This window comes from Paenibacillus paridis (assembly GCF_006345825.1).
Classification (GTDB): Bacteria; Bacillota; Bacilli; order Paenibacillales; family Paenibacillaceae; genus Pristimantibacillus; species Pristimantibacillus paridis.
The window spans coordinates 1,421,056-1,440,026 of the sequence record NZ_VCIX01000092.1; the positions used below are offsets into that span (position 1 = coordinate 1,421,056).

Annotated in this window: 17 protein-coding genes; 16 read left to right on the forward strand and 1 reads right to left on the reverse strand. The window is 51.7% G+C overall.

All coding sequences use genetic code 11. The features are described from left to right. Positions 1-23: 23 nt before the first annotated feature. Both FJQ58_RS28210 and FJQ58_RS28215 read left to right on the forward strand, forming a co-directional pair. Positions 24-2,294 (forward strand): heavy metal translocating P-type ATPase, encoded by a 2,271-nt coding sequence (locus FJQ58_RS28210; protein WP_162341809.1) that lies wholly within the window; start codon positions 24-26, stop codon positions 2,292-2,294. Then, a complete protein-coding gene (locus tag FJQ58_RS28215) occupies positions 2,291-2,977 on the forward strand; it encodes a sulfite exporter TauE/SafE family protein (protein ID WP_139998561.1) in 687 nt (228 codons plus the stop codon). The genes FJQ58_RS28210 and FJQ58_RS28215 overlap by 4 nt, the downstream gene beginning before the upstream one ends. A gap of 5 nt (positions 2,978-2,982) precedes the next feature. Here FJQ58_RS28215 and FJQ58_RS28220 read toward each other — a convergent pair whose 3' ends face one another. Beyond that, entirely contained in the window at positions 2,983-3,429 is a 447-nt protein-coding gene (locus FJQ58_RS28220) for a FixH family protein (RefSeq protein ID WP_139998563.1), read from the reverse strand. Positions 3,430-3,747: 318 nt separating this feature from the next. Here FJQ58_RS28220 and FJQ58_RS28225 point away from each other — a divergent pair, with 318 nt between their 5' ends. The 14 genes from FJQ58_RS28225 to FJQ58_RS28290 all read left to right on the forward strand — a co-directional run bounded on the left by FJQ58_RS28225 (position 3,748) and on the right by FJQ58_RS28290 (position 18,887). Beyond that, positions 3,748-4,704, forward strand: coding sequence for an ABC transporter substrate-binding protein (locus FJQ58_RS28225; RefSeq protein WP_139998565.1), 957 nt, complete (start codon positions 3,748-3,750; stop codon positions 4,702-4,704). A gap of 4 nt (positions 4,705-4,708) precedes the next feature. Beyond that, positions 4,709-5,746, forward strand: coding sequence for a FecCD family ABC transporter permease (locus FJQ58_RS28230; RefSeq protein WP_139998568.1), 1,038 nt, complete (start codon positions 4,709-4,711; stop codon positions 5,744-5,746). Further along, entirely contained in the window at positions 5,743-6,525 is a 783-nt protein-coding gene (locus FJQ58_RS28235) for a heme ABC transporter ATP-binding protein (protein WP_139998570.1), read from the forward strand. Before FJQ58_RS28230 ends, FJQ58_RS28235 begins: the two co-directional genes overlap by 4 nt. A 33-nt stretch (positions 6,526-6,558) precedes the next feature. Then, on the forward strand, positions 6,559-7,623 hold the full coding sequence (gene cobT, locus FJQ58_RS28240) for a nicotinate-nucleotide--dimethylbenzimidazole phosphoribosyltransferase (RefSeq protein WP_139998572.1): 1,065 nt from the start codon (positions 6,559-6,561) through the stop codon (positions 7,621-7,623). A gap of 10 nt (positions 7,624-7,633) precedes the next feature. Next, positions 7,634-8,224, forward strand: a complete 591-nt coding sequence (cobU, locus tag FJQ58_RS28245) for a bifunctional adenosylcobinamide kinase/adenosylcobinamide-phosphate guanylyltransferase (RefSeq protein WP_139998574.1) — start codon at positions 7,634-7,636, stop codon at positions 8,222-8,224. Beyond that, positions 8,221-9,201 (forward strand): adenosylcobinamide-phosphate synthase CbiB, encoded by a 981-nt coding sequence (gene cbiB, locus FJQ58_RS28250; protein WP_139998575.1) that lies wholly within the window; start codon positions 8,221-8,223, stop codon positions 9,199-9,201. Before cobU ends, cbiB begins: the two co-directional genes overlap by 4 nt. After that, positions 9,183-9,995, forward strand: coding sequence for an adenosylcobinamide-GDP ribazoletransferase (cobS, locus tag FJQ58_RS28255; protein ID WP_139998577.1), 813 nt, complete (start codon positions 9,183-9,185; stop codon positions 9,993-9,995). Before cbiB ends, cobS begins: the two co-directional genes overlap by 19 nt. Before the next feature lie 20 nt (positions 9,996-10,015). Next, complete coding sequence (gene cobD, locus FJQ58_RS28260) at positions 10,016-11,119, forward strand: threonine-phosphate decarboxylase CobD (RefSeq protein ID WP_139998579.1); 1,104 nt, start codon at positions 10,016-10,018, stop codon at positions 11,117-11,119. Between the two features lie 33 nt (positions 11,120-11,152). Beyond that, positions 11,153-11,863: an adenosylcobinamide amidohydrolase gene (locus FJQ58_RS28265; protein WP_139998581.1), complete on the forward strand. Its 711-nt coding sequence runs from the start codon at positions 11,153-11,155 to the stop codon at positions 11,861-11,863. Between the two features lie 157 nt (positions 11,864-12,020). Next, positions 12,021-12,971 (forward strand): magnesium/cobalt transporter CorA, encoded by a 951-nt coding sequence (gene corA, locus FJQ58_RS28270; protein ID WP_139998583.1) that lies wholly within the window; start codon positions 12,021-12,023, stop codon positions 12,969-12,971. A gap of 25 nt (positions 12,972-12,996) precedes the next feature. Then, positions 12,997-13,821, forward strand: a complete 825-nt coding sequence (locus FJQ58_RS28275; RefSeq protein WP_139998584.1) for a hypothetical protein — start codon at positions 12,997-12,999, stop codon at positions 13,819-13,821. A 28-nt stretch (positions 13,822-13,849) separates the two neighbouring features. Then, a complete protein-coding gene (hrpB, locus tag FJQ58_RS28280) occupies positions 13,850-16,378 on the forward strand; it encodes an ATP-dependent helicase HrpB (protein ID WP_139998586.1) in 2,529 nt (842 codons plus the stop codon). A gap of 55 nt (positions 16,379-16,433) precedes the next feature. Next, positions 16,434-16,730: a DUF1294 domain-containing protein gene (locus FJQ58_RS28285; RefSeq protein WP_139998588.1), complete on the forward strand. Its 297-nt coding sequence runs from the start codon at positions 16,434-16,436 to the stop codon at positions 16,728-16,730. A 75-nt stretch (positions 16,731-16,805) separates the two neighbouring features. Next, on the forward strand, positions 16,806-18,887 hold the full coding sequence (locus FJQ58_RS28290) for a HelD family protein (protein WP_139998590.1): 2,082 nt from the start codon (positions 16,806-16,808) through the stop codon (positions 18,885-18,887). Positions 18,888-18,971 lie beyond the last annotated feature (84 nt).

Genomic DNA, 18,971 nt, shown 5'->3' on the forward strand with positions numbered 1-18,971 from the left:
TGAATGGAAGGCAGGTGTTTCCTATGGTGCATACAGAAAAGCATAGTGAGCCAGAAAATGATTTGACGATAGATTTTGCGATCCAAGGGATGAGCTGCTCGGCCTGTGCGGCCAGAATCGAGAAAGCCGTTGGCAAAATGGAGGGCGTCCAGATGGCTGCGGTCAGCTTTCCGCTTCGCACGGCGTGGGTGCAATTTAAGACAAACCAGCTTACCCCGCAGCTAATCGCTGATCGAGTCAATCAGCTGGGGTTTGCCGCTCTGCTTAACGAGACAGCTAAAGCGGGGCTATATCAAGAGCATAAGACGCTCAAAATCAGGCTGATTCTTTCGATTCTTTTGACTCTGCCACTGTTAACCGGCATGCTTCAGCACATTCCTATGCTTGCTCCGCTCGCGGCAAGCCTGCCCGTCTGGCTAACGATGCCATGGCTGCAGCTTTTGCTAGCTTCGGTGATACAGTTCGTAATCGGCATGCCCTTTTATATTGGTGCCTATCATGCGGTTCGGGAACGCAGCGCCAATATGGATGTGCTTGTGGTGATTGGCACCACCGCAGCTTATTTATACAGTCATTATGTTGTTTTTCAGAATGGATTGTTCGAGCCGCTATCAGCGACAGCTGCACATTCAGCCCCACTCTATTTCGAGACGTCAGCCGTCGTCATTTCGGCTGTCCTGCTCGGGAAGTTCATTGAAGTGTCTGCTTCTATCCGGTCACAGCACGGCTCAGAGGGCTACGGGAAGCTGCAAAGCCAGACTGCAGCCGTAGAACGTGCAGGTGAAGTCACACTCATCCAAACGGAATTTGTGAGAGCGGGCGACTTAGTTATCGTGCAAGCCGGAGAAGTGGTGCCGGTTGATGGCGTCGTCAGCAGCGGGTTCTCTGCGGCAGATGAAGCTTTGCTTACCGGAGAGAGCTTGCCCATTGCCAAGCGCGAGGGCGATTCGGTTTGGGCAGGGACGCGTAATCTTAGCGCTGAGCTTCGCATTCGTACAGAAGCCGCAGGCCATGATACGATGCTCAATCGCATCAGTGAGCTGGTCAGGCAAGCACAACGCTCGAAATCCGCGATTCAGCGCAATGTGGATGCAGCAGCAAGCTGGTTTGTACCCGTGATGCTGATGTTTGCTTTGGCAACGGTGATTATGTGGGGAGTTTTTCTGGAGCCAGGCAATTGGAGCCGAGCCTTTGTTTGCGGAATTGCCGTATTACTCGCTGCTTGTCCGTGCGCACTTGGGTTGGCTGCGCCGATTTCATTAGTGCTTGCATCGGGGAGGCTTGCCAAGCAAGGCATTATCGCTAAGGAAGCGGGCGCGCTAGAGCGAATGGCGACGATCCAAACCGTTATATTTGACAAAACAGGTACGTTAACCGAAGGGAAACCTCAGATTAGCGCATCGCTTTCCATCAAGGGAAGCCGAGCATCATTGGTGCGCCTAGCGGCTGCCGTAGAAGCGCAAGTTGCTCATCCGCTTTCTTTCGCCATCCTTCGCGAAGCCGCCAAGCAAGGCCTGGTCATTCCCGCAGCCACCGAACACGTCTTTACGCCGGGAGGCGGTGTGGAGGCATTGGTCGAGGGGCAGCGATTTGCGATTGGCAACGCCTTGTATGCCGCAGAGCGGGGGTGGGAGGTAGGCAGTGAGGTGATCGCTTTTGCGAATCAGCGCGAGCAATATGGCGAAACCGTACTGTATGCGGCTATCGGAAGAAAGTCGATGGGTGCCATTGCTTTTAGCGATAAGGTGAAGTCGAATGCAAGGGAAACGATTGCGGAACTGAGAACCCTGGGCGTGTCATCAATCCTAGCTACGGGAGATCATATGGCGCCTGCAAAAGCGGCTGCCAAAGAAGCGGGAATCGCGACTGTTCATGCTTCCATTTTGCCTGAAGGGAAAGTGGCGCTTGTCGAACGGCTTAAGCGTCAGGGCAAGCGCGTCGCGATGGCTGGTGACGGCTGGAACGACGCGCCGGCGCTGGCAGCGTCTGACGTAGGTCTGGCTATGGGGGAGGGGGCTGACGCGGCATTAAGCGCAGGCCACATGACGCTCTTATTTTCACGACTGCAAGCGATCCCAGAGGCCATAAGAATCAGTCGGTTAACGATTCGGAATATTCGTCAAAATCTAACCTTCGCTTTCTTATATAATGTACTTATCATACCGTTCGCCGCTTTTGGATTGCTTGAGCCTTGGATGGCAGGAACGGCTATGGCTCTTAGCTCTGTTTCGGTCGTTGCGAATGCCCTTCGGCTTAGCGGACAGCTGAGAAGAAGGGCTGGAGTGCGAGGATGACCATCACATGGCAGCAAATCGGGTTTATCATTTTGACCGGCTTGTTTAGCGCTCCCCATTGCATTGGCATGTGCGGGGGCATCGTTTCTACGGTGTCGACAAACTCATCAGCCACCCTTCAAAAATCGATGCTTCTATATAATGCGGGCCGAATCTTGTCCTATACCATGCTGGGCGCCGTCATGGGGGCAGTTGGATCTTTCGTTGACGTTGCTGGTAAGCTGGCAGGCGTTCAGGGCCTAGCATCAATTATCGGCGGGTGTTTCTTGCTGTTATGGCTATGGAGAAGATTCCAGCTGCCTTTGCTGCAGCATGTGTCTTCTTTCCTGCATAAGAGACTCATAGGTGGCGCCAAGCGGCCTTCAAACCAGGAAACTTGGCATTTGCTTGCTACCGGAATAGCTTTCGGATATTTGCCCTGCGGGTTAACCTATGCCATGCAAATGACAGCAGCCTCGACCGGTTCATGGGCGGAAGGGGCTGCTGTCATGGCTCTGTTTGGCTTATCCACCTTTCCTGCATTAGCGGCGGCAGCTTCCATCGCTTCATTTGCAAATAAGAAATGGCGCCGATTTATGAGAAAGGCAAGCGTAATTACGGCGATTGCAGTTGGCGTGATTTCGATTTTACGCGGGTTAGCTGCCAATGGCGTCATTCCAACAATTAATCCATGGCTTTGGTAGATCCATTAATGAACGGCACGAAGCAATCGAACGATCGTATATTCTTCCTTGTTTTTTGTGTCGAGCGTTAAGGTTGCCTTCCAGGTGCCCGCCATTAGCGGGACGCCTTCTCCGGCATATTTTCCGGGAGCTACTTCGGTCATTGCAAAGGCATAATCGCCGCAAATCATATTGACCATATCGAGTTTTACGGAGAGAGTCGCGCCTTCCAAAGGAGCGCCGGCCTGATCCGTCAGGCTGATTTCAAAGCGGTTTTCATGGAGTGCCTTGGCCGGGTAATCAGCAATGGACCATATGGCATGGCCGCTGTCGAACGTATGCTCCGTCATCGGCGGAGCAGCTTCATTGCTTGATTGCAGCCATACGATGCCTAGTCCTATGACAATAGCGAGTGCAATAAGCATAAGAGCATATTTGAACAAGGAAGTGCGAGATTTAGGTTCGGATAACATGAATAGCCTGACCTCCTAAGGTTATTGGATCCGTTGTGCCCAGCTGAAGTGCACTACTTCATTACGTTACCTATGCGGCAAATGATTGAAGCAGAACGTTTTTGTTGCCAAGTCCCGCATGGAGTCGACATTGGACAAATGAAGTGCGACAGTGTATAGTAACAACGGATAATTTTATCCCTCGTAAACAAACAGATGCGGATACGAAAATGCTTGAGTTATATCTTTTCAAGTGGCGTATAACAGTATTTCTGGCATCTATGCCAGAAGTGCTTTTTTTTATATACGAAAAACATCCTATAGGAGTGAAGAGAAAAGATGAACGGAATGAATCGCACCATGAAGAAGCTGCTTTTCGGCTTGCTGCTGACGATGCTGCTAGTAGTTATGGCCGCCTGCGGAACGGTGAAGGAAGATAGCAAACCGTCCGCGACAAATGCTCAAGTGGAAACAGAAGCGCATTATCCGCTTACGTTGAAGGATGATACGGGCGTAGAGATCACCATTAGCAAAGAGCCTTTAAAGGTTGTTACGCTAGCGCCTAGTGAAACAGAAGCTATATATGCCATTGGCGCAGGTGAGCAAGTCGCAGGCGTGGATGAATACAGCAACTACCCAGAGGATGCGGCTAACAAGGCGAAGATAGGGGACATGACCATTAATATCGAAGCAGTAACTGCGCTAGAGCCTGACCTTGTACTTGCTTCCTCTTCCATGAACGCAGAGGCTATCACAAAGCTGCGCGAGCTGAACATTACCGTTTATGCGACCGATCCATTGACCTATGATGCGGTTATTGCCAAAATCGAAAATTTAGGTCATATTATGAATAAACCGTCCGAAGCAGCCGCAGTTGCCGAGCATATGCGCGAGGTTAAGAAGCAAGTAACGGAAGCGGTTAAGGATGCTGGGAAAAAGAAGGTTTATCTAGAATTCTCAGCCGGATGGACAGTTGGCTCGGGAACGTTCTTGGATGAGCTGATTACCTTGGCAGGCGGGACGAATATCGCTGGTACATCGCCGGGCTGGTATGAAGTAAACGCTGAGGATGTCGTTCAGCAAAATCCGGAGCTTATTATCTATCCTAATCTAAAGGAGGACCCGAATCCGATCGTTGCGGGCATCGAGAGCCGTCCAGGCTGGGAAGCCATCGATGCGGTGAAGAACAAGCAAATGCACGCGGTGACCGAAGATCCGCTTGTACGCGTAGGACCGCGGCTTGCCGATGGATTACTCGAGCTTGCGCAGGTCATTCACCCGGATCTCGTAAAATAATCTCATGACCTATAAATTAGTTTGGTATGGAGGAGCAGCTATGCTCCTTCTTGCTATTTCTATCGTTATCAGTTTATCCATTGGATCGGCGGGCATTTCGATCAGGGACGTCTGGGGAATTCTGCTTCATCAACTGCCTTGGCTAGCTGATCAGCCGGTGTCTTATTCCCCTGGTGAAATCGCCATCGTAACGCAGGTGCGGCTCTCGCGGGTGTGGCTTGCCGTTCTTGTTGGCGCCTGTCTTGCCCTTGCAGGGACAGGCTTTCAAGGCGTGCTTCGCAATCCCCTTGCTGATCCTTACACTCTCGGCGTAGCATCAGGCAGCTCTGTTGGAGCCGCGTTCATCATTTTATTCGGATTGCAGACGGCACTTGGCTTGTGGACGATTCCTCTTGTTGCTTTTGCAACGGGAACGGTTACGCTGCTGGGTGTTTTCTGGCTGTCGCGGGATAAAGGAGTGATGCAGATTGAAACGCTAATTCTTTCCGGTGTCATTATCCAATCGTTTTTAGGCGCTTTTGTTTCGTTTATGGTCTCTCTATCGGAAGGCGTCGTCAATCAAATTTTGTTTTGGCTGATGGGATCGCTGGCCATGCGGAGCTGGGACAATGTTTATATGCTTATTCCTTTTCTTGCCCTTGGACTTCCGCTATTGCTCGTCTATGGCAAATCTCTTAATTTGTTTGTACTTGGCGAGAGGCATGCTGCGCATCTCGGCGTAAGAGTCGAACGAACAAAGCTGATTATACTCATCAGCTCGACTCTTCTTACGGCCGCTGCCGTATCTGTTTCTGGAGTTATCGGTTTCGTTGGACTGGTGGTTCCGCATTTGATCCGCTTGATGGTGGGCCCGGATTACCGGTTAATTACGCCGTTATCCGCAATCGGTGGCGGCATATTTGTGCTTTGGGCGGATACGCTTGCCCGTATGGCGCTGACTCCTAGGGAAATTCCGCTAGGTGTCGTTACGGCGCTCATCGGTGCTCCTTTTTTTGCCTATTTGCTGCACAGAAGGAAGCTGAAGACGGGAGGCCCATTATGATTGAGGCACAGGACATTGTGCAAACGGTACAAGGAAGAACTGTACTGAATGGTTTATCCTGTTCATTCCAGAAAGGGCGCATGTATGGCGTGATTGGCCCAAATGGCGTCGGCAAATCGACGCTGCTGCATCTATTGTCCGGCGTGGAACAGCCGAAAGCTGGTAAAGTGATGCTGGACGGACAACGGATTTCGGCGTATCCCAGGAAGCAGCTCGCCAAACAAATGGCTGTACTTCAGCAGAGCGGATTGCCGCCCGTTGGCTTCTCTGTCAGGGAAGTTGTCAGCATGGGCAGATATCCTTTTCAGAGCTGGCTCGGAGGGGATGAACAGGATGCCGACCAGATCATTGACGAAGCTTTGTCAGCTATGGGGCTAGGAGAGCTAGCGAACCGCAAAATGGACCAGCTAAGCGGCGGCGAACGGCAGCGTGTGGCCCTTGCCAAGCTGATGGCACAAGAGCCGTCCATAATTTTGCTAGATGAGCCGACGACCTATCTCGACATCGGATTTCAGGTACAGCTGCTAGATACGGTTCGAGCTTGGCAGCAGGCACGTGATCTGACAGTGATTGCTGTGCTTCATGACCTCAATCTGGCTTCCCTTTATTGCGACGAGCTTCTTGTGCTGCATAAAGGAAAAGTAGCGGCTGCCGGGGCTCCGCACGACGTACTGACATCCGCGCTAATAGAGCAAGTATACGAGACCAAAACAACGATAATTACACATCCGGCGACGGGTGTACCGCAAATTATGCTTCAACCAAACGTTAATTTTTGACTTAATCATGCAGAGATGAAGGGGCAATCCAGAATGGGTAACGAGTTGTACATCCGGTTAATCGAGACGGCTAACCGAATAAAGCCGTTTCATGACGAGGCCGCAGCATCGGCGCTGCAGCACTCCGATCATTTGACAAAGCCGCCAGGGAGCTTAGGAAAGCTAGAGGCCATCGCAATTCAGCTCGCGGGTATTTCAGGTCGTTTATGGCCGGACCTGTCGCGCAAATCGGTTATTGTGATGGCAGGTGACCATGGCGTTTGCGAGGAAGGCGTAAGCGCGTTTCCGCAAGCGGTTACTCCGCAGATGGTTTTGAATTTTCTGAACGGCGGAGCGGCGGTCAATGTGCTTGCCCGGCAAGCAGGAGCTGAAGTGGTCTGTGTTGATATTGGCGTGAATGCGGATTTGGCGCATGAGCAGCTAGTCAGCCGTAAAGTGATTCGCGGCACGGCCAATATGGCGAAGCAGGCTGCCATGACGCGCGAGGAAGCGCTTGAAGCTATTTTGGTTGGGATCGAGATTGTTCAAGAGCAGGTGCGGCGAGGCTGCCGTTTGTTTGCGACAGGTGAGATGGGCATCGGAAATACGACAGCAAGCGCTGCGCTAACTACCGTATTGACAGGCATGTCGCCTGAAGAGTCCGTGGGGCGAGGCACAGGCATTAATGACGAAAGCTGGGCAAACAAGGTAGAAGTAGTGAAGCGTGCGATTGCCGTGAACAAGCCTGATGCTAGCGATCCAATTGATGTGCTAGCCAAATTAGGCGGCGCGGAAATTGCAGGGCTAGTCGGCGTTATCATCGGCGCTGCTGCAAACGGCTGTCCCGTTGTGATTGACGGTTATATTTCGTCTACTGCTGCACTCATCGCTTCACGAATTGCGAAGCAGTCGCTGCCTTATATGATCGCTTCCCATCTGTCGCAGGAGCAAGGGCATGCTAGGCTGCTTGAATCGATTGGCCTATCGCCGATGATGCAGCTCGAGATGCGTCTTGGCGAAGGTACGGGAGCTGTCTTATGTTTTCATTTTATCGATGCTGCGCTCCATCTCATGCAAGAGATGGCCACGTTTGAGAGTGCAGGCGTCTCCAAGGAATAGGTGAGGATCAATGGCAATACTGGTAACCGGCGGAGCCCGCAGCGGAAAGAGCAGCTTTGCGGAGCAATACGCGATGCGCGTTGCTTCGCGAGGCATCTATCTCGCCACTTGTCAGCCGTATGATGATGAGATGCGGGAACGAACCCTTAAGCATCAGCTGGATCGTGACGAGTCCGGATTTAAATGGGAGACGAGAGAGGAAGCCTATGATGCGGCAAGCCTTCTACCGCAATTTGCAAGGCAATTTGCTTTGGAGCTTGAGGCCGGCATCGAGCCGCCCGTTGTGCTGCTTGATTGTTTGACCTTATGGCTGACGAATTGGCTTTTGCTTGACGAACAACAACCGCCTGCTGATAAGCGTCTGGCGATTGAAATTGAAAATTTAATAGATGCCATACATCACTATCCGTTTCCATTGCTAATGGTTACGAATGAGGTTGGTGATGGCATCGTTCCGGCTTATCCGCTCGGACGGATATTCCGGGACGAAGCGGGTCGGCTCAATCAGCGGATAGCCTCTTTGTGCGATCGCGTCTTTCTAGTAACTGCCGGAATTCCATTAGAACTCAAATCGCAAGCCTTCAGGTGGGAACAGTTATGATCATTTATTCGCTGAAGGAACTGCTGCTGCTTGCCGCAGCGGCGATTGCGATTGACTGGATCGTTGGCGATCCGAAATGGCCGACTCATCCAGTGATTTGGATAGGAAGGCTGATCCGGTCTTTGGAGCGCAGACTTGCCCCGGAAAGGTTCAAAGACCAGCAAACAGTTGTCAAGGCTTTAGGTACTGCTTTGATGGTTATCACATTATTAATGAGTTGGAGCGTAACCTGGCTGCTTGTATGGACAGCCGATGCCTTGCATCCTTGGATTGGTTATGCGGTTAGCGCTTGGCTCATATCGACCACGCTGGCTGTTAAGGGCTTGAAGGAAGCGGCATTGCTTGTCTATGCTCCCCTCATCGAGGGCAGGCTCGACGAAGCCAGAAAATACGTGGGCTACATCGTCGGGCGGGATACGGAAAGCTTGAATGAGCATGAATCTTCGCGTGCCGCTGTCGAGACGGTAGCGGAGAACACGGTAGATGCTTTAGTATCCCCTTTATTGTTCGCTCTGATTGGCGGGGCGCCGTTTGCCATGCTGTATAGGGCAGCTAACACGCTGGATTCTATGGTCGGCTATCGGAATGACAAATATAGGGATTTTGGCTGGTGCTCGGCAAGAACGGATGATTGGCTTAACTATATTCCTGCGCGCCTAACAGGCGTAATGCTTACGATTTCAGCAATGGCGTATCGTCAGATGAGCGCTAAGCAATCCTTTAAAGCTATTGTGGCCTTTGCGCATCTCCATCCAAGTCCGAACAGCGGCATTCCCGAATCCGCGGTTGCGGGTGCGCTAGGCATTGAGCTCGGAGGAACAAATCTATATTTTGGTGTTCCGAGTGAACGAGCGAGAATGGGCTGGCCTACACGTGAGCTGCAGCCTCACGATATCGTGCTTACGGTTCGTCTTCTGTATAGCGTAAGCGTGATTTTATTTATGGGAGTGATTGCCGCATGGTTCGTCATGAGATAAAGCTGCAGCTGCAAGCGTTTGTCGCGGCTTTTCAATTTCTAACGCGTGTCAAAATTCCGATTGCTGTTCCATTTAACGGTCCGGTTCTATCCAGAAGCATCCTCTATTTCCCGCTTGCAGGAGCTTTCATCGGCGCCTGCCTTGCCGTTGCCTCCTGGCTGCTTGCTCCGTATATTCCGGCATGGCCGGCTGCGATTCTTATTCTTGCCCTATGGACAGCTTTAAGCGGGGGGCTGCATCTTGATGGCTGGATGGATACCGCAGACGGCGTTCTTAGCCACCGCTCTCGCGAGCGCATGCTCGAAATTATGAAGGATAGCAGAGTTGGAGCTTTGGGTGTTTTGGCTGCCATACTGCTGCTATTATTTAAAGCTTCGTTGCTAGCTGAGCTATACAAGGGAAATCAGTTCGGCATGTATTGGCCGCTGCTTGTTTGCGGTCCGGTATGGAGCAGGGCGTGGATGGGCGCAGCAATTGCTTTCTGGCCGAATGCACGCAAGAATGAAGGGATGGGCGTTTTATTTAATGAGGTTAAATGCCATCAGGCCTGCGCTTCTTTTCTAGTGTCCGGGGCAGTTACTTGCATTGTTTTTTGGCTGGCAGGGATGGAGCTTACTACTTCATTCATTTGGCTGCTGCTGCTCAGTTTGGTAACGATGATCTGCGGCGGACTGCTGGCAGCCTGGCTGCACCGAAAGCTGGGCGGTTTGACTGGCGATACCTACGGGGCAATGAATGAAGCGGTTGAAGCGGCATTGCTGTTTGCAATCATCGTATGGATACATAATCAATGAAAAAGGAGGGGTAAGCAACCATGTTGGAAAGATATGGCCATGGTGGCGACTTGCGTACCGCAGAGGAAGCTTTCGGCATGCCCGCAGCGCAATTTGTTGATTTTAGTTCGAATATGAATCCACTTGGACCCCCGCAAAGCGTAAAGACTGTACTCAGCAACTATGCAGCAGTCATTGGGCAATATCCTGATCCTGCCGTGCGAGGCTTAAGAAGGAAGCTGGCGGAAAAACATCAAATTGACGAGCAATCGATTGTGGTAGGCAACGGTGCCGCAGAGCTGATTGACCTCATTGTACGCTCGCTTCAGCCAGAACGAACGACGCTCGCGATCCCATGTTTTGATGAATATGGAGATGCTTTACGTAAAATAGGAGCAGCGGTGAGCGAAATCAAGCTCTCTGCCGATCATCAGTTTCAATTGCGGATGGAACAAGCAAATGCCGATGCTGCTGCTATGCTAAACTCATTGTACATATTAGGCTCACCCAACAACCCCACCGGCCAGCTTGTAGATCCATCGCTCATTCGCACACTGCTAAGCAATGGGGCTTATGTGGTCGTTGACGAGGCTTTTATGGATTTTGTCCCGGAGGAGTCGAGATTCAGTCTAGTACAGGAAGCGGCTAAGCATGGAAGACTGTTCGTTATCCGATCCATGACGAAGTTTTATTCCATTCCGGGCATTCGGTTAGGTTATATTGTCGGAACGCCAAGATCGCTAAGCGGCTTAAAGCGACTGCAAGTGCCATGGAGCGTCAACTCTCTAGCGATGCTCATTGGCGAAGCGGTCTTGGAGGAAACGGAGTTTGCCGAGACCACAATGGCTTGGCTGCGACAAGAAAAGCCATGGCTTACCGAACAACTAAAGAAGATCGGCTTCCAGGTTACGGAGAGTGCGGCTAACTATTTGCTTCTCCAGATACCAGAGACGGCGGGCTTGAGTGCCAGTATGCTTCAGCTTGAAATGGGCAAGCAAGGCGTATTGATCCGCGATGCCTCCAGATTTGCAGGACTTAACCATACCTACATCCGAGTTGCCATTAAGCTGCGGGCGCAAAATGAACAGCTGGTAGCAGCATTCAGTTCATGCCTGCACCGAAGCGGAAGCACTAGTGTCAAATGATTCGATATTTGAGTCCTTTAAGGAGGAGAAAGAATGACGCAGCCCTTTCGGAGCGGAAGCCATTATGATTCAACGATTTGGAGCGGCGTCCGTTTGCTTCTGAAGGAGGATCGGATAGAAACGAGTACGCCGGAACTTGTATATGTTCTTAGCAGTGCCGTTCACCCGGGAGGTTTTTCCTATGCGAACCGCATCGTCAATTGGAAAGTTCCGTTGGCCTATCAGGGTCATGACCCCGTAGGTGATCTCATTTTGCAGTGCGAAAAGTGGGGTTGCGATCCGGTAGGTACGATTGGGCTCATTACAGCAGCGAAACTAACGCATGCGTCAATTAAGGAGATCGCTGGAGATCGGTTCAACCTGCTTTGCTGCACGACTGTCGGCACCCGCAACGCGGCTAGAGCAGGATTGCCTCGCAGCACCTTTTCCGCGTATGCAGCGGGTACGATTAATACCATTTTACTCATCGATGGGCAGATGAGCGAATCAGCGATGGTTAACGCAATTATTACGGCTACAGAAGCAAAGTCGGCAGCCCTTCAGCAATTAGGCATTACGGAGGAAGCAAACGGGCAGCTGGCAACCGGCACGACGACAGATGCTATCGTCATTGGAGTCAGCCAGGCGGCCGATTGGGATGCGTTGCATGCCTATGCAGGTGCTGCAACAACGATCGGCTGCGCCATTGGCGAAGCGGTCTATGAGACTGTGCTGGAAGCGGCTCGAACGCAGCATGAGGACTAGATGCCAATCCGGTTGATAGAGGAATGCTCGATAGTCAGCCCAAAATACGACCGGGAATGAACTGGCATTACAATCGTCGTTTTTTCGTGTAAAATGGACAAGTCGAATCATTGGCTTTACCTATGGAATATGCGGTGTTTAGAATGGAGGTTTTCTCTTGATTCGAATAGATGGTTATACCAAACAAAAGGAATGGCGGTCGGATTTGAGCTTCGAGGATCTCAAATCGCCAGAGCTGGATTGGTACTGGGTAGATTTTGACAACCCGTCGGAAGCGGAATGCCGGCTGCTGGATACGTTCTTTCATTTTCACCCGCTAGCGATCGAGGATTGCTACCATTTACTGCAGAGGCCTAAAATGGACCATTATGATGACGTGCATTTTTTGGTGCTTCATGAGGTGGAGTGGAAGACATTAACCGTAAATGAAATTAATATGTTCATTGGTCCTCATTTTCTCGTAACGTTTCATTATCAGCCTTCGCCGGAAATCAATGAAGCACGTGGCAAGCTCATGGCCAGCGCGAAGATCGGGGAGACCGGACAGCTCTTTGCGGCATACCTCGTCATTGACAAGCTTGTTGACCAATATTTCCCTGCCGTACACGAACTGGAGGACCAACTGCTGGATATGGAAATCGGTAACGATGAGGTACGCAGCCAAACGATGATGAGCGATATTTTCAATATACGGTCAAGGCTGCTGCGACTTAGGAAAACGATCATGCCGATGCGCGATTTATTATATCGGATGACCAATACGGACCGCATTATTGGGCTGAAGCCTTATTTGGCTTTTTATCATGATATTTATGACCACTTGATCAAGTTGTCTGAAATGATGGATTCCAGCAGAGAGATGACGGCTGATTTGAGGGACAGTTTCATATCATTCAACTCGAACCGGATGAATTCGATTATGAAAACTCTTACCGTCATCACGACAATCTTTATGCCATTAACCTTTTTGGCAGGCATTTATGGAATGAACTTCGTTAATATGCCTGAGCTTGAATGGAGCTGGGGGTATTTTGCAACGATCACCGTTATGTTAATCATCGGACTATCGATGTACGCTTGGTTTCGGACGAAAGGTTGGTTTAAATGAGGTTAGTTAAGGGGATTAAATAAAAATGGACATGAAAGAACGTGCCCCCATGGGCAGGAAACGGTGGTTCGCGGTCGGCGGTATATTAGCAGGCATTTTGATGGTTTTGGGCGTCATGCTTTATTTCATGATTATCGCGCTTGGCAATCGTTCGGCGATGGATATTCCAAAGCTGGAAGAGGCACTTCATTATACATACTTTTCGGAGACTTCGGCAAACGGCATGGAGCTTCATGTGCTTAAGACAAAAGCTGCCTATGTAACGCTGGAGACGATTAACAATAACGTTACCCTTACAAACAAAGTAGGCATTAACGGCGGATTCTTTTACGGCAATCAGCTGCTTAGCATCGGCGTAGTAAATAGCTTGCCTGTCAACAAAGAGATTGGCAGCTACGGAACGGGCGCTGAAAATGTGAAATATGCGCGCGGCACGCTTGTGTGGGATGGGGCCTCGGATTCCTTAAGCGTGCAGGTTGCAAGCAAAGCCTCGGAGCTCAAAGTGAAGGACCATACGCGTTTTTGGGCACAAGGCGGCATCAGCATGAGCCTTGGCAACGATGCGGAATGGATACAGCAAGCTGCTGCAGAACATGCGCCATTCCCGGATGACGACCGGCTGCGCTCCGCTGCTGCTTATGATCAATCAGGACAATTATATTTAATCGTAAGCAAAACGAAGGGATCGTTGTCGGTATTTCGCGAAGCTATTGTGGACAGCATTGGAGACGGCAAGCTTGTTGACGGAATCTTTCTCGACGGCGACGGCTCCTCGCAGCTGCTGAGCAGTGAAGCTTCCTTGCCTGGGGATAATAGGCCAGTCGTCCAAATGCTGCGCGTCGTGAAATAAGATGGAGCACCGTAAAGGAGCAATACGCATGATACCAACGCAAATGCCTATTGACGCTGTACTGCCGGAGCTGCTGGCTTCGCTGCGCAGCTTTAACAATGCCGTGCTCGTTGCTGAGCCGGGAGCGGGCAAGACGACGCGCGTCCCGCTGGCGCTGCTTGATCAGCCATGGCTTGCAGGCAAAAAGGTCCTCATGCTGGAGCCGCGCAGGCTCGCTGCACGATCTGCCGCCCAGTTTATGGCCAAGATGATAGGCGAGCAGCCAGGTGAAACCGTCGGATACCGGGTTAGGCTCGATACTCGCATCAGCGCCCGGACGCGAATTGAAGTAATTACCGAGGGCGTACTGACACGGATGCTGCAGGAAGACCCGGCGCTTGAACAAGTGGGTGCCGTGCTGTTTGATGAATTCCATGAGCGCCACCTACACGGCGATCTGGGCCTCGCTCTTTGCTTGCAATCGCAGCAGCTGTTACGCGAGGATTTACGATTGGTCGTGATGTCAGCAACGCTTGCAGCAGGGCCGATCGCCGAGCTGCTTGGGGGTGCCCCAGTGGTCCGGAGCGAAGGGCGGTTGTATCCGGTTGTGACCCAGTATGCAGCAGCAAGGCGAGCTGGCCCGATTGAGCCGGTCATGGCACGTACCATTGTTGAAGGGCTGCTCGCACATGAGGGCGATGTGCTTGCTTTTCTTCCAGGTGTTGCCGAAATCCGCCGAACCGCCAGATTACTGGCAGGGTCCGGACTTGCAGCCAATATTCGCGTGGAGGAGCTGCACGGCAGCTTGCCGCTGGAGAAGCAAGATGCGGCCATCGCTCCTTGCGCACCCGGAAACCGCAAGGTCGTTCTTGCAACGTCCATAGCAGAATCGAGCTTAACGGTCGAAGGCATCAAGATCGTCGTCGATAGCGGCCTGATGCGCATTCCGCGCTTTTCGCCGAGAACGGGAATGACGCGGCTGGAGACGGTCCCGGTATCCGCTGCATCGGCAGATCAGCGTCGCGGCAGGGCCGGCCGGACAGCGTCAGGCATCTGTTACCGGCTGTGGACCGAGCTTGAACATCCTTATTTGCCGGAGCAAAGCACACCTGAAATTTTGGAAGCGGATCTTGCTTCTCTTGCATTGGAGCTAGGAGTCTGGGGTGTTCAAGATCCTCGGGAGCTTGAATGGCTGACCCCGCCGCCAACTGCGGCATACGAGCAAGCCATTTCACTGCTGAGGCAGTTGAACGCTGTTCAAGCGGATGGGAAACCGACAGCAGCAGGTGCGCAAATTGCGCAGTTCGGACTGCATCCGCGCCTTGGAGCGATGATCCTGAAAGCTTCCGATTTCGGAATGCTTAGGGAAGCTTGTGAACTGGCAGCTTTGCTAAGCGACAAGGATCTTCTTCCGCAAGAGCGCAATGTCGATGTGCAGCTTCGGCTGGAGCTGCTGCACCGGTTGACGGGGCGAAACCAGCTGTCCAAAATGGACGGCAGAGGAGATCACCCAAGCATCCCCTTCGCATACCGCATCGCAGCCCAGGCGGATCAATGGGAACGAGCAGCCGCGCAGTATGCTAAGGCGCAGACCGCAAGCCAGAGCCAAGATAAACCTCCTATTGGCGTCCTCCTGGCGTTTGCCTATCCCGACCGGATTGCCCAGCGTCGAAGCGACGGACGTTATTTATTGGCAAGCGGAAGAGGAGCCGTGCTGCCTGAGCTGCAGCCGTTGTCAAGATCGCCATTTCTTGCTGCCTGCGAGCTTGATGATGCCGGTACGGAGAGCCGAATACGGCTCGCGGCAGAGCTTGAGTTAGGAGATCTGAATGCTCATTTGAGCTCTTATGTGACAAAGGAAGCAGCCGTCGAATGGGATACGTTAGCACAAGCGGTTCGCGCACGGCAGCGTACGCGGCTCGGCACGATCGTACTGAAGGAAACCATCCTTCAGAAGCCGGATGAAAGCGAGGTGGCAGATACGCTTCTCTCAGCTATACGCCAAGAAGGCTTTGCAATGCTGCCGATGAGCAAGCAAGCGCAGCAGCTGCAGTCGCGAATGAAACTGATGGCGCTAGCTGGCCAAGATTGGCCGTCAGCTACGGACGAAGCGCTCTTAGATACTGTAGATGAATGGCTGAAGCCGCATATTTACGGCATGAAGAGCCGGTCAGACTTGCAGAGGCTGCCCATGGCGCAACTGCTCGAGGGCAGGCTCAGCTATAAGCAAAAGCAAGAGCTGGACGAGCAGGTGCCCACTCATATCGTTGTTCCTAGCGGCTCACGTATCCCCGTAGATTACAGCGATCCAGAATCACCCGTGCTTGCCGTTCGCTTGCAGGAGCTGTTTGGGATGAAGGACACGCCAAGATTGGCGAGGGGCAAACTGCCGGTCACCCTTCACTTATTGTCCCCATCGCAGCGGCCGGTGCAAGTAACGCGCGATTTGCGAAGCTTTTGGGAAAATGCCTATTTCGATGTGAAAAAAGATTTGAAAGGCAGATATCCGAAGCATTCTTGGCCGGATGATCCGTATGCCGCTGTTCCGACAAATCGGGCCAAGCCCCGTAAATTTTAACGGATTCCATGAGGGCTTGGGCAGCAGAGCTCCAAAGCTAGAGAGGATGAGTGGCATGGTTACTGCCTTATCTATATTAATCATTTATTTGCTGTTCATAAACGGCTATACCTTTGCGATTATGGGCTTGGACAAACAGAGAGCCAGGAAACACCGCAGGCGCATCCCCGAGAAACGGTTGTTTACGCTTAGTGCGATAGGCGGGGCTGGCGGAACGTGGATAGCAATGAAAGTATGGCGTCATAAGACGATGCACCGTTCGTTTACGGTTGGCATTCCTTTTTTATTCGGTTTAAATGTACTGCTCCTCATTGGAGCGATTTGGCTGATTGGCATTACGGCAAACTCTTGATTGCGTTGAGAAGCTATCCTATGGTATATTGGGGCTTCTCTTTTTTTTGACAACTAAACTTAGGAGGTAACTGACTTGACAGTTCAAAGTGCCTATCAAGAAGAGCAGACTCGCTTAACGGAAGCGCTGCGTGATATTTTAAACCAGCTGCAGGACATTGGGCCTCGTTACAAAGGTGACGATTTCACAGAGCAAATGCTCGACTTGCAGCAAGAGGAACGGAGACTCAGACTTGAAATCTCCAAACGGGAGCCCTATTTCGGACGCATCGATTTTCAGGAGCTGCCTGCCGGAGAGCAGAAACCGTTATACATCGGCAAAGCAGGCGTAGCCAAAAAAGGCAGCAATGAGCTGCTTGTAATCGACTGGCGCGCACCGGCAGCTAGCGTATTTTACTCTTTTACCGGCGGAGAAGCGCCAGCCTCTTATGAATCCCCGGACGGGGAAATTGAAGGATTTGTACATCTGAAACGAAACTTTATGATTCGCCAAGGCGAAATTGTCCGGCTGGTTGACAGCTATATTCGTGGACAAGAGGAAGGCTCCGTTACGGATGAATTTCTGTTATACCGGCTTGGCGAGAACAAAGATAATAAGCTGCGTGACATTGTATCAACGATCCAAGGCGAGCAGGACCGTATCATTCGTGCGGACCGGAATAAAGCACTGTTCATTCAGGGAGTTGCGGGTAGTGGGAAAACGACGGTTGCGCTGCACAGGCTCGCATTTCTGCTTTATCAATACGCAGACCGCATGCGTGCGGAGCGCATGATTATATTCGCGCCTAACCGGATGTTCCTAGATTACATATCCGGCGTTTTGCCCGAGCTTGGGGTAGGCGATATTCAGCAGACAACCTTTAGCGACTGGTCAATTGAGCTTCTTGAGAAAACGATCGCCGTAAGTGATCCTGCCGACACGATGGCATATTGGTTCGAGGAGCGCCGGACTGCTGACGAGATTGAGCATGCTTCCGGGCGTTTCAAAGGCAATCTGGCATTCAAAGCCATCGTCGATGAGCGGATTGCTGACTTTGAGCAGCGAATTGTGCCGACGGTGCCTTTTATCCCGATCGATCGGCTTGAGCTGAGCCCTGAACAAATGCGCGAATGGTATGACACGGATTACGGTGAAGAGACGCTAATGAAGAAACGGGATCGGTTGGTTAGCCGCATTCGCCGCTGGTTTGAGTCCGAGCTAAAAATGAAAGGCATTTCGGACAAGAAAGTCCGTGCGAAGGCACTGGCCAAGTTCAACAGCTATACAAAAAAAATACCGTCCTACACTTCCGTTCAACTTTACGCGTCCTTATTCAGCGGGAAACAGCTCGCAGCAGGCATTCCTAAGCCCGTCGCCGCGGCAACTGCCGATAGGCTGAAGAAGGGGCTTGCAGCCGCTGAGGATTTGGCGCCGCTTGCTTACATTCAGCTTCAGTTGTTCGGCTTGCCCAAGCAGGCGTTCGACCATATCGTTATTGACGAAGCGCAGGATTACTCGCCGTTTCAACTAGAGGTTCTGCGGCTCTGTCAAAGAACCGCTTCCATGACGGTGCTGGGCGATTTGCAGCAGGGGATTCATGCTTATGCCGGCGTGCAGAGCTGGGATGAGCTTACGGCTTTGTTTGAACAAGAGCAAATTGGCTTTTATGAGCTTAACCGGAGCTACCGCTCCACGATGGAAATTATCGAATTTGCGAATAAAATATTAGGCAGCATGATTGGTGGTGTCAAGCCTGCCGTACCCGTGTTCCGCAGCGGCGACGAAGTGCTTGCGGAGCATGCGCCGGAAGAAAAATGGCTCGCTGGCATTGAAGCTACCGTTCGTGAATGGCAGGCAAAGGGCGAGTACGAGACGATTTCGGTTATCGGCCGTACAGCGCTTGAATGTGACGAAATTTATGAATATTTGATAAAACAGGGCTTTGATGCTTCGCTCGTACAGAGCAAACAACCTGCTTACGGCGGTGGATTGTCAGTCGTTCCCGTCTATTTATCGAAAGGGCTGGAATTTGATGCCGTGCTGGTTGCGGATGCAGGCGAGGGAGCGTATACGCCTCTCGATGCCAAGCTTCTATATGTTGGGTGTACTCGTGCCCTGCATAAGCTGAAGCTGTTCTACCGAGGCACGCTTTCTTCGCTGCTGGCAGATCATTCTTAATTCAGCTATACTTAAAAGGCATGCCGCTGCGATTACCGCAGCGGTTATTGCTATATGCTGACGCTCAGTGTGCTCGGCAAGAAT

Excerpts from the sequence above, each read along its gene's own strand:
- FJQ58_RS28210 (WP_162341809.1), top strand. The coding sequence starts at position 24 with ATGGTGCATACAGAAAAGCATAGTGAGCCAGAAAATGATTTGACGATA.
- FJQ58_RS28225 (WP_139998565.1), top strand. The coding sequence starts at position 3,748 with ATGAACGGAATGAATCGCACCATGAAGAAGCTGCTTTTCGGCTTGCTG.
- cbiB (WP_139998575.1), top strand. The coding sequence starts at position 8,221 with ATGATCATTTATTCGCTGAAGGAACTGCTGCTGCTTGCCGCAGCGGCG.
- cobS (WP_139998577.1), top strand. The coding sequence starts at position 9,183 with ATGGTTCGTCATGAGATAAAGCTGCAGCTGCAAGCGTTTGTCGCGGCT.
- cobD (WP_139998579.1), top strand. The coding sequence starts at position 10,016 with ATGTTGGAAAGATATGGCCATGGTGGCGACTTGCGTACCGCAGAGGAA.
- FJQ58_RS28220 (WP_139998563.1), bottom strand. The coding sequence starts at position 3,429 with ATGTTATCCGAACCTAAATCTCGCACTTCCTTGTTCAAATATGCTCTT.
- FJQ58_RS28215 (WP_139998561.1), top strand. The coding sequence starts at position 2,291 with ATGACCATCACATGGCAGCAAATCGGGTTTATCATTTTGACCGGCTTG.
- FJQ58_RS28230 (WP_139998568.1), top strand. The coding sequence starts at position 4,709 with ATGACCTATAAATTAGTTTGGTATGGAGGAGCAGCTATGCTCCTTCTT.
- cobU (WP_139998574.1), top strand. The coding sequence starts at position 7,634 with ATGGCAATACTGGTAACCGGCGGAGCCCGCAGCGGAAAGAGCAGCTTT.
- FJQ58_RS28275 (WP_139998584.1), top strand. The coding sequence starts at position 12,997 with ATGGACATGAAAGAACGTGCCCCCATGGGCAGGAAACGGTGGTTCGCG.
- FJQ58_RS28235 (WP_139998570.1), top strand. The coding sequence starts at position 5,743 with ATGATTGAGGCACAGGACATTGTGCAAACGGTACAAGGAAGAACTGTA.
- FJQ58_RS28285 (WP_139998588.1), top strand. The coding sequence starts at position 16,434 with ATGGTTACTGCCTTATCTATATTAATCATTTATTTGCTGTTCATAAAC.
- FJQ58_RS28265 (WP_139998581.1), top strand. The coding sequence starts at position 11,153 with ATGACGCAGCCCTTTCGGAGCGGAAGCCATTATGATTCAACGATTTGG.
- cobT (WP_139998572.1), top strand. The coding sequence starts at position 6,559 with ATGGGTAACGAGTTGTACATCCGGTTAATCGAGACGGCTAACCGAATA.
- hrpB (WP_139998586.1), top strand. The coding sequence starts at position 13,850 with ATGATACCAACGCAAATGCCTATTGACGCTGTACTGCCGGAGCTGCTG.